The organism is Agrobacterium tumefaciens (genome assembly GCF_031801495.1).
GTDB classification, from domain to species: Bacteria; Pseudomonadota; Alphaproteobacteria; order Rhizobiales; family Rhizobiaceae; genus Agrobacterium; species Agrobacterium tumefaciens_K.
Genome location: NZ_JAOEGC010000002.1, coordinates 578,674 through 592,883, shown reverse-complemented (window position 1 = coordinate 592,883; position 14,210 = coordinate 578,674). Strand labels below are relative to the sequence as shown.

The window sequence follows — 14,210 nt, the reverse complement described above, 5'->3', positions numbered from 1 at the left end:
CCGGAAACCGATTTTACTTCCGAACACACCGCGAATCCGCGAAAATAACCAGCATGGTCATCAAGCAACTCTCCGAAACCCTCATCAACCAGATCGCCGCGGGCGAGGTCATCGAACGGCCCTCCAGCGCGACGAAGGAACTCGTCGAAAATGCCATTGACGCAGGCGCAACCCGCATCGAGGTCGCGACGGCGGGCGGCGGCAAGGGATTGGTGCGCGTGACCGACAACGGCTCCGGCATGACACCTGAGGATCTGGAGCTTGCCGTCAGACGGCATTGTACATCCAAAATCTCCGATACGCTTGACGATATTCACACGCTCGGCTTTCGCGGGGAGGCGCTGCCGTCCATCGGATCGGTCGCAAAACTTTCGATCACAAGCCGCCGTCAGGGTGCCGGTCAGGGCTCGATCATTTCGGTGACCGGCGGCAAGGTTTCCGAGGTGCGGCCTGCTGCGGCCAATGCCGGAACGATCGTCGAAGTGCGCGACCTGTTTTTCGCGACCCCCGCCCGCCTGAAATTCCTGAAGACGGAACGCGCCGAGGCTGCCGCCATCACCGAGGTGGTCAAGCGCATGGCGATCGCCTTTCCTCATATCCGCTTCGTGCTGTCCGGCACCGACCGGTCGACGCTGGAAATTCCGGCGACCGGCGACGACCACCTTGCGCGCATGGCCCAGATCCTCGGGGCGGAATTCAAGGACAACGCCATCGAGATCGATGCCGGACGCGAAGATGTGACGCTGACCGGATTTGCGGGCGTGCCGACTTTCAATCGTGGCAATTCCGCGCACCAGTACATGTTCGTCAACGGCCGTCCGGTGCAGGACAAGCTGCTGCTTTCCGCCATCCGCGGCGCCTATGCGGAAACCGTGCCGCATGGACGTTATCCGGTCGCGGTGCTGTCGATTACGCTCGATCCGGCGCTGGTGGATGTCAATGTTCATCCCGCCAAGTCCGACGTGCGGTTTCGCGACCCCGGCCTGATCCGTGGCCTGATCGTCGGCGCTATCCGTCAGGCACTGATGCGAGATGGCGACAGGGCGGCAACCACGGGCTCCAGCCAGATGGTGAACGCTTTCCGTCCGGGATACAGCCCGTCCAATGTGCGGCCCTTTCCGTCAGCGGCATGGTCGCCGTCTGCCTCCCCTTCGCGCCCGCTGAGCTTTTCCGGCGACACACAGTTTGCGGAAGCGGTTCAATCCCGCTTCACCGATATCACCATGCCCACAGCCCGTGCGGAAGCCGTCGAACCCTATGTCGCGCCCACATCGGCAGCATCGACTGAGCCGGCCCGTTTTCCGCTTGGCGCGGCACGGGCGCAGTTGCATGAGAATTACATTGTCGCGCAGACCGAAGATGGCCTTGTCATCGTGGACCAGCATGCGGCGCATGAGCGGCTGGTGTTCGAGGAAATGCGCAACGCGCTGCACGCCAAGCGCCCGGCCTCACAGGTTCTGCTGATCCCTGAAATCATCGATCTGCCGGAAGAGGATTGCGACCGGCTGATGGAACATGCCGAAGGCTTCGACAAGCTGGGACTTGTGGTTGAGCGGTTCGGCCCCGGCGCGGTCGCCGTGCGCGAAACACCCGCCATGCTGGGCGAAGTCAATGTGCAGGGTCTGGTGCGACAGCTGGCGGACGAGATCGCCGAATGGGACGCCGCATCCTCGCTTGCCAACAAGCTGGAATATGTGGCGGCGACCATGGCGTGCCACGGCTCGGTGCGCTCCGGGCGTCGCATGCGACCGGAAGAAATGAACGCTTTGCTGCGGCAGATGGAAAACACCCCTGGCTCCGGACAGTGCAATCATGGTCGCCCGACCTATATCGAGTTGAAACTTTCCGATATAGAGCGACTGTTCGGCCGTAGCTGATGCTACAATGACTGGATCGGTCTGGCGCTATGCGCCGCCGGGCGGTATAAATCAAAATCACTGGAGCATCCGCATTGTTCAGAAAAACGCTGCGACGTTTGGGGCTGGGTGCATTCACTGGAAATGGCAGGAGACGAAAACGGATGAACAGATTTGAGGGGGGCGGAAACCGGGCCGCGATCATCGAGTATCTCGATGCAGACTTCCGGATCGTGCAGACGGGTTCCCACGTCATCTGTGCCGTAACGGGCAAGATCATTCCGCTCGACGAGTTGCGTTACTGGAGCGTCGCGCGGCAGGAGGCCTATGTGGATGCCGCTGCATCACTGGAAGCCGAAACAAAGGCTGGCAACCTGCCCACGTAACACATCACATCCCGGCGGTGGTCACCCGGCGGGATGGTATTCCATGTCCAGCATCGGTTTTTCGAAGCCCGCGTTACGCTTTTCAGTCCGATGACTTGAGCCTGCGGATACGGCAGTGCTCCACGGCCTGATCGATGATGATGGAGGTGGCATTCGGATCGTCGAACACCATGTCGATCTCCGCCACCAGACTGCTCCAGAGCAGCTCCTCAGCCCGTCCGTGATGCCCGTTCAGACGGACCGCATCCTTGGCCGTCGTGACGAGCAGCAGGTCTTCCTTCTTCGCATCGGACAGAAGATCGGCGATTTCGTCATCGCTGAAATGGTGGTGGTCGGGAAATGACCGTTGCTGGACGATCTCGCCGCCCAGAGCCCCGACCGTTCTGTAAAACTTGGCCGGATCGGCGATGCCCGCGTAAGCCAGAACGCGTCGCCCGCCGATGTCCGGCAGTTCACGCGGCTCTATCGTGGAAACGAAAACCGGCTTCGCCGCCTTGGCCGCGGCTCTTACGATCATGTCCGCCGCATGCCCCTTCCCCACTTTCAGAAGTCCGGTCATATGCCGCATCTGTTCGGCAAGCGGCGCACGAACTGGCCCTCCGGGGACGAGGTGGCCGTTGCCGATACCTCTCACCGTGTCGATCACCACCAGCGCATAGTCCAGCGTCAGACGGGCGCTCTGGAATCCGTCATCCATGATGATGAGATCGACGCCCTCCCTCACCAGCCGTTCGGCACCTTCCACCCTCTTACGGGAAATGACCGTCATCGCTTCACGCGCCAGCAGCAGCGGCTCATCACCGACATCGGCGGCGCGATGATGTTCGAGGTCCACCAGTGTCGTGACGTCAAGCGTGCCGCCATAACCGCGACTGAGAAAACCCGGTTTCAGACCCTTGCTCGTCGCGGCACGGGCGACAGCGATGGCGGTCGGGGTCTTTCCCGCTCCACCAACCGTGAAATTACCGATGCAGATAACGGGGACGGGAACAGTTGCACGCTTTGCGGTACGCATCCGGCGCCCGGCAATCCTGCCGTAGAGAAGGGAAAACGGCGACAGAGCCCATGCCTGCCAGCCTGCCTTCTGCCACCAGAAAGGCGGCGCTTCAGAAACCATCTATACCCGCTCCCGCCGCACATCCTGCGGTTTTAACTTGTCGTGCCGAAAGTGGTATGTGCCAGAAAAAGCAGGGAATTGCAAAACTGCGCCTTTGACGTCAGGCTCTTTCCAGAAAGGCGCGCTCCGGCAGGAGGGTTTCCAGCGACGTGATGTCGTCGAAACAATAGTGGGCATCGGCACCAAGGCTTTCACGCGATCCGGTCCCGGTCAGAACCGCTATGCGCAGGCCCGCGCCCGCGTTCTTCGCCATGTGCAGATCGTGGTTGTTATCCCCCACGACCGCCACCTGTTCGGGCGCAACACCCATCGCCTCACAGAAGCCAAGCACCATGCCCGGCTGTGGCTTTGTGCCGTAGCCGCTGTCATAACCGGCAACAAAATCGATATCGGCTTCAAAGCCGAAACGAGCCGCCAGACGGCGGATGGAGCTTTCGTTATCGCTGGAGGCGATGCCAAGCCTGTAGCCCCGCGCCTTCAGACGGTTGAAAAAGCCCTTGAGGTCAGTGACGGGAACGGACTTGTCGGCAGCTTCGGTAAAAAGCCGGTCGAGACGCGCCGTCAGTTCGCCGACATCGCACGGGGAACCGGCGGCCACGAGGCCTGCGGCGATTTCCGCCGTGTTGCCCGCAGCCAGAAGACTGTCAGCGACCACATGACCCGTTACCGGATCCATGCCGCAGGCGGCAAGGAGCCTGTCTGCCAGTTCGGCGTCGCCCTTGGCTGCAATAGCCGCGAGCTCGCGATTGACGGGCCCCCAGCTTGCATCGTAACCGAGCAACGTCCCGTCCTTGTCGAACAGAACGGCCGCGATCGAGCGGGCCGAAGTTTCCACTACCATGATCCAACCGCGCTGCGGGGCTGAAGCTTGGCCGAAACGGTCAAAGGATTGATATAGGGTTCCAGAGCCTTGACGGTCGCAGACAGCGCGCCGCGCATGTCCTGAATGACGCGGTTGCCCGCATCGATCATCTTGTAGCGCTCATTGTCGTTGACCAGCAGGTAGTGAACGGCCTTGGCCAGCATCTCCACATCGCGGATGATCCGTCCGCCGCCGGCGCGGATAAGCTTCTGATAGGCTTCGCGGAAGTTCTGGACATGTGCGCCCGAGAGAACGGCGCAGCCGAGCATGGCGGGTTCGAGCGGGTTCTGCCCACCCTCTGCCGTGAGCGACCGGCCGACGAATGCAAGTTCCGTCAGGCGCAGGTAAAGCCCCATCTCGCCGATGGAGTCCCCCAGGAAGATGTCCGTTTCCGGTGTGATCGCGTCATCGCGGCTGCGGCGCGCCACGGTCAGCCCCATACCCTTGAGCATGGCTTCCACGTCATCACCACGCTCCGGGTGGCGCGGCACGATGATCGTCAGCTGGCCATTGCGGGATTTTATCGCCGCATGCACGGTGGCGGCCGCCTTTTCCTCACCCTCGAACGTAGAGATCGCCGCCCATGTCTTGCGATTGCCGACCTGCTGGCGGTAACGCTCCAGCACGGCCTCGTCACAGGGCGGCGGGTCGGTATCGCCCTTCAGGTTGCCGGAAATCACCACCGGCCAGGAGCCGAGATCACGAAAGCGCTCGGCATCGAGATCGGATTGCGCAACCACCAGAGCGAGTTTGGAAAACAGCGACTCGGCAATATCCTGCCGGTTTCTCCAACGTCCGAACGAACGGTCGGACAGTCGTGCATTGACCCTGATCTGCGGGATATGCCGACGCTCCAGTTCCATCATCGTGACCGGCCAGATTTCCGATTCAGCGGTGATCGCCGCATCCGGCGCCCAGTAGGTCAGGAAACGATTGACCGCGATCTTGATATCAAGCGGCACGTATTGATGGATGACGTCATCACCGAGACGCGTCCGTGTCAGTTCGGCGGATGTGACCGTGCCGGTGGTCAGGAGCACGAAGATGTCGCGCTTGCGTATTTCACGGATGAGCGGAATAAGCGCCAGCGTTTCGCCCACACTTGCCGCGTGGAACCATACGAGAGGCCCGCGGGGGCGTTCGACACTGGCATAACCAAAGCGTTCAAGACGACGGCGCCTGTCTTCCTTTCCTTTCGCAGCGCGATAGGAAAGATAGGGCTTGGCGAAGGGATATGCCGCGATGCCGGCAATCCGATAACCGGAAAGGGCAAAACGTGCGATACGGCTACTCATGACATTCTGCCCCTGATCGTTCCGCGCAATGCCTTGTCCCTGTTCTTCGAGTTATTGCCGCCTAATTCTTCTCAAATTGCGTCATTTTTTGTCACGGCAGGCATTTGCACGATCACATTTTTGCACACTGGCATCCGATCTGCATGCTTCAAACCAGAATCACCGGGAAACCGCCGTTTCCCGATGATATTACAACGCAAGGGCAAAGGTACTTATTTTTTGTCGTCAGGATTGAGAAGACGATGCATATGCACGATAAAATATCGCATATGGGCGTTGTCGACCGTCATCTGCGCCTTGGATTTCCACGCCGTGAGCGCAGTCGCATAGTCGGGATAGATGCCAACGATATCCAGCGCATTCAAATCCCGGAACTGAACATCCTGCAGGTTTTCGAGTTCGCCGCCGAACACGAGGTGCAGAAGCTGTTTCGGTTTGCCAGTTTCGGTCATTTTCTTTGTCTCTTTCTATATGGCTGAGAGAGCCCTTCATCTGCGGGATTTCCCGGTAAACGTCAACTCTCATACAGATGCGAAAATGCGTCCAGAAGCTCCGGAAGCGCATAATTTGCTGCGGCGCACAACGCCGGGTGGTTCACCTGCCTCCGGTTGTACGCCAGAGGTTTCCCATCAAGGCCGACGAGCTGTCCGCCTGCCCTTTCGAGGATCAGATCGGCGGCAGCCAGATCCCATTCATGGGAGTTCGCCTTGACCAGCGTTCCATCGATACGGCCATCTGCCACCATGGCCAGCCGGTAGGCCAGGGAAGGCACGTGCGGAATGCGCCGTACCACGGCGCGAACATCCGGAGAGAGGTGCGCGATCACATCTTCCGGCGCGGCCAGATGCAAGACGCCATCATTGCCATGCGAGGCGGAAATGGGCTGGCCGTTCTTCAACGCCTCGCCTTTTTCAACCGCGGTGAACTCCTCACCGAGAGCGGGCGCGACAAGGGCAGCGGCAACCGGCCTGCCCTTATGAACGACCGCGACACTGACGCACCAGGTGTCGCGTCCGCCGATGAACGCCCGCGTACCATCGATGGGGTCGATCACGAAAACCGTATCACGGGCGAGACGCGCTGCGTCATCGTCCGTCTCCTCCGAAAGCCAACCGTAATCGGGCCGGGCGGAGCGCAAAGCTGTTTCGAGAATTTCATTCGCCGCATAATCGGCAGCGCTGACGGGCGAGAGCCCGCCATTCTTCCACCAGACTTCCGGATCCTTGCGGAAGAACCCGAGAGCGGTTTCAGCGGCGCGACGCGCCGCTTCCAGAATAAGCGTCAAATCGGAAGCCCATCGGGCTTCGTCCAGGTCTTTCATCGCGCTGTCTTTTCCGCGCGCTCAAACCGCGCGCTGTTGTTATTCGCACTTGCACACGAACCAGCGACGAAAGCAATCGGCAAGAGGCATCACTTGCCAGCGATCGTCATGCCTTCGATGGCAAGGGTCGGAGCGGCAATGCCATATTTGCGATCGATGTCGTTCGCCGGCGTAATCCGCATGAACATGTCCTTGAGGTTCGAAGCAATCGTCACCTCCGAGACGGGGAAGGACTTTTCACCGTTCTCGATCCAGAAACCGCTCGCTCCGCAGCTATACTCGCCTGTCAGCATGTTAGCGCCGTGGCCGATGAGTTCGGTGACATAAAAGCCCGTACCGACTTGGCGCAGCAGGTCTTGCGGAGAGACATCACCGGGCTCAAGTGCAAGATTTGTGGAGGCCGGAGAAACCGCCGTGCCGCCGCGCACGCCGCGGCCATTGGTTTCAAGCCCGAGTTCACGCGCTGCCGAGGTGGAGAGGAACCAGTGCTTCAACACACCATCCTCGATCATCACCATGCGCTCGCCCCTTACACCTTCGCCGTCGAAGGGGCGCGAGGAAGGACCACGCACGATCTGCGGATCGTCGGTCAGGCTGAGGCCGTTCTTCAGAACCTGCTGGCCCATCCTGTCACGCAGGAAGCTGGTCTTACGGGCGACAGATGCGCCATTGATGGCACCAGCGATGGCGCCGACAAAACCGCGGGCGATGCGTGGATCGAAAACGATCGTCATGTTGCTGCCGGTGTCGACCTGCCGCGGGCCTACCCGCTGCACCACCTTTTCGCCCGCGCGGCGGCCAATCTCTTCTGCCGTGTCCAGATCGGCATAATAGAGGCGGCTGTCGAAATCGTAGTCGCGCTCCATCTTCGTGCCTTCGCCGGCAATGACGCTGACGGAACGGCTGAAGCGACTGCCCATATAGCTGCCCGCAAAGCCGTGAGAGGTGACGAGGACAAGGCCACCCATGCCGCTCGATGCACCGGCACCGGAGGAATTGGTCACACCCTTTACAGCCAGCGCTGCCTCTTCCGCAGCAAGGGCTGCCTCGCGCAGGCTGTCGGACGAAACTTCGGTGGCATCGAAAAGCTGGAGATCGTCATAGGATGTCGCCAGCCGGTCCTTGTCCGCCAGGCATGCATAGGGATCTTCCGGCGAAACCTTCGCCATTGCCACGGCACGCTCCGCCAGCGTCTTCAGGTCGAAACCAGGATTGGCGGACACGCTTGCGACACGGCGGCCGACAAAAACGCGCAACGAAAAATCATCGCTTTCGGAGGACTCGGTATTTTCCACCTTGCCGAGCCGCACGCCGATGGACTGGGAGCGGGAACGGACGACGACAGCATCGGCTTCATCCGCACCCGCGGCGCGGGCGAGGTCGACCAGCTGGCTGGCACGATCAAGAAGCTTGGAAGAATCTATTTCTGCGGACATGAGTTGGCCTTTCATTCCTGTTCCATTTATTGTGCCATCACCCCCGCATCAAGGGTGTAAGCCGCATTCTCTGCCCGAATGGCCATCTCGCCATCATATTCGAAAGTCCGCCCGCATGACCGAGCACGACGCTCTCTTTTCAGAACCCTTGCTGCTTCTGGCAGGCGCGGTGATCGCGGCCTCCATTTTCCGCAAGCTCGGGCTTGGAACCGTGCTTGGTTATCTGGTCGCCGGCCTCATCATCGGGCCGTTCCTGCATCTGGTCACGGATGCGAAGGACATCTTCAACGTTTCCGAACTCGGCGTCGTTTTCCTGCTGTTCATCATCGGCCTGGAACTCAAGCCGTCGCGCATCTGGCAGATGCGGCGGGATATTCTGGGGCTGGGGCTGGCGCAGGTCCTCGTGACCGGCGGAGCGCTTGCGGCAATCGTCTGGTGGGCAGGGCTGATCGAGTGGCGAGGCAGCATCGTGGCCGGTTTCGGGCTGGCGCTTTCTTCAACCGCCTTCGCGTTGCAGATCCTTGCCGATGACGGCGACATGAACACGAAACATGGCAACCGCTCCTTCTCGATCCTGCTGTTTCAGGATCTCGCCATCGTGCCGCTGCTTGCGCTCGTTACCATCCTGTCCAACCGGCCTGATGTTCCCACCGATTCCATGGTGTCGGATCTCTTCGCCTCCGTCGTTGCCGTTACCGGCATGATCCTTGCCGGGCGTTACCTGTTGACGCCGATGTTCCAGATCATCGCACGCACCGGCGCGCGCGAGGTGATGATTGCCGCCGCGCTGTTCGTGGTGATCGGCGCTGCCGCCATCATGGAAGCGGTCGGCCTTTCCATGGGCATGGGCGCATTGCTGGCGGGCCTGATGCTTTCGGAATCGTCCTATCGGCACGAGCTGGAGGCTGACATCGAGCCTTTCCGCGGGCTGTTTCTGGCGCTGTTCTTCATGGCCGTCGGCATGTCGCTGCACATCCACACCATCTACGAACATATCGTGCTCATCCTCGTGGCGGTCCCGGTGATGATGCTCGTCAAGGCCACGCTTATCCACGCGCTCTGCCGCATCGCGGGCTCGTCCCGCTACGCGTCCAGCCGCATCGCGCTGCTTCTCGCGCAGGGCGGCGAATTCGGTTTCGTGCTGTTCACGACGGCAGCGGCTTCCGGGCTTTTCCCGCAGGCGACGGCCTCGATACTGGTCGCGATCGTGACGCTTTCGATGGCGCTGACCCCGCTTCTGGCCGTTATATCGCGACGCCTGACTGCAGATGAAGCGGAAGAGGACGCACTGGACGAAGATTTCAATGGTGCTGGCGCGGATGTGCTCATGATCGGCTTTTCCCGTTTCGGCCAGATCGCCTCGCAGATTTTGCTGGCGGGCGGGCGAGACGTGACCGTCATCGACAGCTCCGCCAATCGCGTGCGGCAGGCGGCGCGTTTCGGTTTCCGGATCTTCTTCGGTGACGGCACCCGCAAGGATGTGCTGATCGCCGCCGGTATAGAACGGGCCGATATCGTCGCCGTATGCACTCACAAAAGAGAGACCACCGACCGGATCATCGACATGATCCAGTCGGAATTTCCGACCGTACGTATCTTTGCGCGATCCTATGACCGCATCCATTCGATCGCGCTTCGGGAAAAAGGGGTTGAATACGAACTGCGCGAAACGCTGGAATCCGGCCTGCTGTTCGGCCGGCGTATGCTGGAAGGTCTGGACATGGATGGTGACCTGGCGCGTTCGATCGCCGACGACATTCGCGAACGCGACGAAGACCGGTTGCAGTTACAGGCCGTGGAAGGATTGGCGGCAGGCACGCAGATGCTGCACAACAAGCCGGTCAGGGAGGTGAAACCTGAGCCGCTGGTAAAACCCAAGAGCCGGGCAGAAAAACGCGAAGAGGAAACGGAAGAAGACGAAGCGGTGCTCTGAATGTCGCTGGTCAGGCTTCGACACCGCGCCCACGGTGGAACTGTTCCACCTCCACCTCGATCTTCCGCTTCAACTCGTCCTTGATAGCGGACGATGCCGCCAGAACCTCATCGGCCTTGAGAAAATCCAGCACACGAAAACGATTGACGGGCGGACGCAGGAAAATGTGCGGCGGGCGCAATCTGAGTTTCAGGGCAATCGCCGCCTGCATCATCAGCTGGCTGGCGCCAAAGAGGCTGTCCAGCCGGTTTGGCATGGTTGTGCCATCTCCCTCCGGTCCGCCGACGACATCCACCCCGATGACGATATCGGCCTGATCCAGCAGGTGTTCGTAGGGAACGGGATTGAAGATGCCTCCGTCAATCATGATCCGGCCGTTCATCCGCACCGGCATGAACAGCGCGGGGATCGCCGCCGACGCCGCAAGCGCCTGGATGACCTCGCCGCTTTCCACGACCACTTCCGTCTGGGCGTAATAGTCGGTCGTGATGATCTTCATCGGAATTGCAAGCTGCGAGAAATCCTTCCGCAAAGCCTGCGGCATCAGCGCGTGGAGAATGAGTTCAAGATTGAACTGGCCGAGACGGAAACCATCGACCGCATGACGCATAGACGCCGGGCCGAGGCTCCAGAGCCGGTTGGCGACAGAGCCTTTTCGCCCCATCAGTTCAAGCGTGTAGTCGCGAATTTCGCGCCCGGTCATTCCCGCCGCCATGCCCGCGCCGATGATGGAACCGATGGAGGAGCCGGAGATGACAACCGGGCGGATGCCAAGTTCGTCCAGCGCCTCGACGACATTGATATGGCAGATGCCGCGGGCGCCCCCGCCACCGAGCGCAAGCCCGAAGGTCGGTTCATCGCCGCTGATCCGGTTATGCAGCAAATCGCTGACAACCGGGGGATTCTCGCCCATATCCTGCTTCATACCCAACAACCACTTCGCTCGACGGGAAATGCTTGCCTATTGCGCAAACACGACAGAGCCATGGCGAGACGGAAAAAACCGTCCCGTCAGGGTTCGTAGCGGTAAAAATGCATTTTCGTATCGCCGAAGGTACGGCTTTCGAGCAGCTTGAACACAGGATCGACGGTCACGGCCACATCACCACGTTCCTCTAGGATCGCGAGTGCGCCGGGCACCAGCCAGCCGCCCGCGTGGGCGGCCGCAAAGGCTTTCTCACCATGACCGTACCCATAGGGCGGATCGGCAAACAGCACGTCGAAAGGCTCGATATTGTTGACGCCACCGAGCTTGGTCGCATCCCGCCGCAGAATGCGGGCGCGGCCATGCAGGCCGAGAGCATCAATGTTTTCCCACAGAAGCCCCCTGCCCTCGACGCCGTTTTCGACGAAGAGCGCCACGCGGCAACCGCGTGACAGCGCTTCGAGCCCGACGGCGCCCGTACCGGCGAAAACATCCAGAACGCGTGTGCCGTCCAGACTTTCCGGATAAGCGTGGCTCAGGATGTTAAAGAGGCTTTCCCGTGTCCTGTCGATCGTTGGACGAATGGAATTTGTTTTCGGCGCGGCCAGTGTCCGGCCGCGGAACTCACCGCCTACGATCCGCATTACGTGTCATTCCCCTGCCACCAGAAGGTTTGCCACCAGCAGGTTTACCACCGGGGCCTTTACCGCCAGGCTTGCCGCCGCCGGGGCCTTTGCCGCCAGCGCCTTTGCCCTTGCCTGCAAAACCCGAACGCTCGCCGCGCTCACCCGACTTCCCGAAGGAAGGCTTACCGAATGCAGGTTTGCCACCGAGCTTTCCACCTCTCGGCTTGTCACCGAAAGGCCGCTCGCCACGCGGGCTGTCGCCCTCTTCGCGGGGACGATCACGGAACGGGCGGTCCCCGCGTGCAGGACGGTCGCCGAAGGATTTTTCACCACGCGGGGGACGATCACCAAACGGTTTTCCGGCGCGTTCAGGGCGATCTCCACGCGGACGATCCCCACGTTCGCCGCCACGACCCGGGCGGTCGCCAAACGATTTTTCGCCTCGGTTGGGGCGATCTCCAAAGGAGCGTTCGCCGCGCGGACGATCGCCAGCTTCACGCGGTTTGCGGTCGCCGAACGACTTCTCGCCTCGTCCGCCATCCCTGCCGCGTCCACGGCTTTCGTCCTGCGCGGGCTTGTCCGCACGGATCCACTCACCCTCGGAGTCCGCATGTCTGACGATTGCGCGACGGGCCTCTGCTTCGGCGGAAGGCTTCTTGAAAACAGCTTCGGCTTCATCGCGGAAAGACTTGCGGGCCTTACCGTCGCGTGTCGGCTTGGCGCCCGGCGCCATCCATACGTTCGCGGTGCGGCTGGTTCCAGACGGCGGGCGATTAGGACGGCGCTCGCCATCTTCCTCGTCGCGGCCCTTGCCTGCGAACTTGGCGCCGAACTTGCCAGCGGGCTTGTCGCCACGCTTGGTGTCCAGACGGCCAAGCGCACGTTCGCGGCGGTCTTCAGGCTTGCCACCGGCCTTGTCAAAGCGAGGCTTGCCTTCGCGGGCATCGCTCCTGGCCCATTCGGACTTCACCGCGCTCTTTGCAGGCTGCTCCTCGTCCTCGTCAGCGGGGGTATCGTAGATCGGCGCATCGAAGTTGGCACCGGCCTGCTCGATCAGACGCGGGCCGAGCTGGTCGCGCAGCATGCGACCGCGCACTTCCAGCACCTTGCCTTCGGCCAGATCGCCGAGCTGGAAAGGACCGTAGGAAATACGGATCAGGCGGTTGACCTCAAGACCAAGCGCGCCGAGCACGTTCTTGATTTCGCGGTTCTTGCCTTCGCGAAGGCCCATCGTGATCCAGACGTTATGCCCCTGCGTGCGGTCGAGCGTGGCGTCGATGGCACCATAGAGCACGCCGTCGACGGCAATACCGTCCTTCAGCTTGTCGAGATCCGCCTGTTCGACTTCACCGTGGGCGCGCACGCGGTAGCGGCGCAGCCAGCCGGTCGTCGGCAGTTCCAGAACACGCGACAGGCCGCCATCATTGGTCAGCAGCAACAGGCCTTCGGTGTTGATATCGAGACGGCCGATCGACAGAACGCGCGGCAATTCACCCGGCAGATTGTCGAAGACGGTCGGGCGACCTTCCGGATCGGAATTGGTCGTCACCAGACCGGCAGGCTTGTGGTAGAGCCACAGACGGGTGCGTTCAGCACCACGGATCGGCATGCCGTCCACTTCGATCTTGTCCGCGAGCGTGGCATTGACGACCGGACTGTCCAGCTTGACGCCGTTCAGCGACACGCGGCCTTCCATGATCATGCGCTCCACATCGCGACGCGAAGCGACCCCTGCGCGGGCCATGATCTTGGAGATGCGCTCCGGCTTCCCACCGGCCATGGCAGTGCTTTCAACCGTCTCGGTTTTCGCAACCGACGGCTTCTTTTCGCGAGCGGCGTCCGGCTTGCCCGGACCCTTCGGCTTCTTGTCGCGGCTAAATGTCTTGCCGCCGTCACGCTTCGGCTTGTCTTTAAAAGTCATTTGCTGTTTGCCTGTTGTTTGGGCTGTCCTATCAGGTCCAAGCACAAGGGTTAAGAGGAAATTGAAACGCAATGGCCGAAAGGACGCATTTCATGGAGTTGGCGCTGGCAGAAGCCCACGCCGCGGCCGAACGTGGGGAGGTTCCGATCGGTGCCGTTCTGGTCCTCGACGGCAAGGTCATCGCACGTTCTGGCAACCGGACCCGCGAGGGGAACGACCCGACAGCGCATGCCGAAGTCGCCGTGATCCGCATGGCCTGCGAGGCACTTGGACAGGAACGACTTCCGGGCGCCGACCTCTATGTGACGCTGGAGCCCTGCACGATGTGCGCGGCGGCAATCTCCTTTGCACGCATCCGGCGTCTCTATTACGGCGCGGAAGATCCCAAGGGCGGCGCGGTCGACAGCGGCGTACGCTTTTTCAGCCAACCCACCTGTCATCATGCGCCGGAAGTTTACTCAGGGTTCGCCGAGACGCAAGCTCGGGATATTCTGCAACACTTCTTTCAGGAGCGCAGACCGGAGCGTTGACG

13 protein-coding genes are annotated in these 14,210 nt (G+C 61.1%); 4 read left to right on the top strand and 9 right to left on the bottom strand.

The window, feature by feature from the left end:
* Positions 1-53 precede the first annotated feature (53 nt).
* On the top strand, positions 54-1,877 hold the full coding sequence (mutL, locus tag N7578_RS12280; RefSeq protein WP_311110603.1) for a DNA mismatch repair endonuclease MutL: 1,824 nt from the start codon (positions 54-56) through the stop codon (positions 1,875-1,877).
* Between the two features lie 143 nt (positions 1,878-2,020).
* The gene (locus N7578_RS12275; protein WP_311110602.1) at positions 2,021-2,242 is read left to right on the top strand and encodes a DUF2093 domain-containing protein; all 222 of its coding nucleotides are present in this window, start codon (positions 2,021-2,023) and stop codon (positions 2,240-2,242) included.
* An 82-nt stretch (positions 2,243-2,324) separates the two neighbouring features.
* Here N7578_RS12275 and lpxK read toward each other — a convergent pair whose 3' ends face one another.
* From lpxK to N7578_RS12245, 6 genes are all read right to left on the bottom strand, one after another.
* Positions 2,325-3,359, bottom strand: coding sequence for a tetraacyldisaccharide 4'-kinase (lpxK, locus tag N7578_RS12270; protein WP_311110601.1), 1,035 nt, complete (start codon positions 3,357-3,359; stop codon positions 2,325-2,327).
* Positions 3,360-3,459: 100 nt separating this feature from the next.
* Positions 3,460-4,194 (bottom strand): HAD family hydrolase, encoded by a 735-nt coding sequence (locus tag N7578_RS12265; RefSeq protein WP_311110600.1) that lies wholly within the window; start codon positions 4,192-4,194, stop codon positions 3,460-3,462.
* Positions 4,194-5,516, bottom strand: coding sequence for a lipid IV(A) 3-deoxy-D-manno-octulosonic acid transferase (gene waaA, locus N7578_RS12260; protein WP_311110599.1), 1,323 nt, complete (start codon positions 5,514-5,516; stop codon positions 4,194-4,196). The genes N7578_RS12265 and waaA overlap by 1 nt, the downstream gene beginning before the upstream one ends.
* A 212-nt stretch (positions 5,517-5,728) precedes the next feature.
* Positions 5,729-5,968, bottom strand: coding sequence for a DUF4170 domain-containing protein (locus N7578_RS12255; protein WP_311110598.1), 240 nt, complete (start codon positions 5,966-5,968; stop codon positions 5,729-5,731).
* A gap of 62 nt (positions 5,969-6,030) precedes the next feature.
* Positions 6,031-6,837: a 3'(2'),5'-bisphosphate nucleotidase CysQ gene (locus tag N7578_RS12250; protein WP_311110597.1), complete on the bottom strand. Its 807-nt coding sequence runs from the start codon at positions 6,835-6,837 to the stop codon at positions 6,031-6,033.
* A gap of 89 nt (positions 6,838-6,926) precedes the next feature.
* The gene (locus tag N7578_RS12245) at positions 6,927-8,273 is read right to left on the bottom strand and encodes a TldD/PmbA family protein (RefSeq protein WP_311112488.1); all 1,347 of its coding nucleotides are present in this window, start codon (positions 8,271-8,273) and stop codon (positions 6,927-6,929) included.
* Positions 8,274-8,388: 115 nt separating this feature from the next.
* On the opposite strand from N7578_RS12245, the gene N7578_RS12240 reads away from it, so the two are divergent.
* Positions 8,389-10,206, top strand: coding sequence for a monovalent cation:proton antiporter-2 (CPA2) family protein (locus tag N7578_RS12240; protein ID WP_311110596.1), 1,818 nt, complete (start codon positions 8,389-8,391; stop codon positions 10,204-10,206).
* A 10-nt stretch (positions 10,207-10,216) separates the two neighbouring features.
* Here N7578_RS12240 and N7578_RS12235 read toward each other — a convergent pair whose 3' ends face one another.
* The 3 genes from N7578_RS12235 to N7578_RS12225 form a co-directional block, all read right to left on the bottom strand.
* The gene (locus tag N7578_RS12235) at positions 10,217-11,119 is read right to left on the bottom strand and encodes a patatin-like phospholipase family protein (RefSeq protein ID WP_422646705.1); all 903 of its coding nucleotides are present in this window, start codon (positions 11,117-11,119) and stop codon (positions 10,217-10,219) included.
* A 98-nt stretch (positions 11,120-11,217) separates the two neighbouring features.
* Entirely contained in the window at positions 11,218-11,775 is a 558-nt protein-coding gene (gene rsmD, locus N7578_RS12230; RefSeq protein WP_311110595.1) for a 16S rRNA (guanine(966)-N(2))-methyltransferase RsmD, read from the bottom strand.
* A complete protein-coding gene (locus tag N7578_RS12225) occupies positions 11,756-13,678 on the bottom strand; it encodes a pseudouridine synthase (RefSeq protein ID WP_311110594.1) in 1,923 nt (640 codons plus the stop codon). Before N7578_RS12225 ends, rsmD begins: the two co-directional genes overlap by 20 nt.
* A 71-nt stretch (positions 13,679-13,749) precedes the next feature.
* Between N7578_RS12225 and N7578_RS12220 the strand changes: the two genes are divergently transcribed.
* Positions 13,750-14,208 carry a nucleoside deaminase gene (locus tag N7578_RS12220; RefSeq protein WP_311110593.1) on the top strand — a complete coding sequence of 153 codons (459 nt, stop codon included), beginning with the start codon at positions 13,750-13,752 and terminating at the stop codon, positions 14,206-14,208.
* The last annotated feature ends 2 nt before the right edge of the window (positions 14,209-14,210 follow it).

Bases quoted from the DNA above. Each gene is read 5' to 3' on its own strand.
- mutL (WP_311110603.1), top strand. From the start codon at position 54: ATGGTCATCAAGCAACTCTCCGAAACCCTCATCAACCAGATCGCCGCG.
- N7578_RS12275 (WP_311110602.1), top strand. From the start codon at position 2,021: ATGAACAGATTTGAGGGGGGCGGAAACCGGGCCGCGATCATCGAGTAT.
- lpxK (WP_311110601.1), bottom strand. From the start codon at position 3,359: ATGGTTTCTGAAGCGCCGCCTTTCTGGTGGCAGAAGGCAGGCTGGCAG.
- waaA (WP_311110599.1), bottom strand. From the start codon at position 5,516: ATGAGTAGCCGTATCGCACGTTTTGCCCTTTCCGGTTATCGGATTGCC.
- N7578_RS12255 (WP_311110598.1), bottom strand. From the start codon at position 5,968: ATGACCGAAACTGGCAAACCGAAACAGCTTCTGCACCTCGTGTTCGGC.
- N7578_RS12250 (WP_311110597.1), bottom strand. From the start codon at position 6,837: ATGAAAGACCTGGACGAAGCCCGATGGGCTTCCGATTTGACGCTTATT.
- N7578_RS12245 (WP_311112488.1), bottom strand. From the start codon at position 8,273: ATGTCCGCAGAAATAGATTCTTCCAAGCTTCTTGATCGTGCCAGCCAG.
- N7578_RS12240 (WP_311110596.1), top strand. From the start codon at position 8,389: ATGACCGAGCACGACGCTCTCTTTTCAGAACCCTTGCTGCTTCTGGCA.
- N7578_RS12235 (WP_422646705.1), bottom strand. From the start codon at position 11,119: ATGGGCGAGAATCCCCCGGTTGTCAGCGATTTGCTGCATAACCGGATC.
- rsmD (WP_311110595.1), bottom strand. From the start codon at position 11,775: ATGCGGATCGTAGGCGGTGAGTTCCGCGGCCGGACACTGGCCGCGCCG.
- N7578_RS12225 (WP_311110594.1), bottom strand. From the start codon at position 13,678: ATGACTTTTAAAGACAAGCCGAAGCGTGACGGCGGCAAGACATTTAGC.
- N7578_RS12220 (WP_311110593.1), top strand. From the start codon at position 13,750: ATGGCCGAAAGGACGCATTTCATGGAGTTGGCGCTGGCAGAAGCCCAC.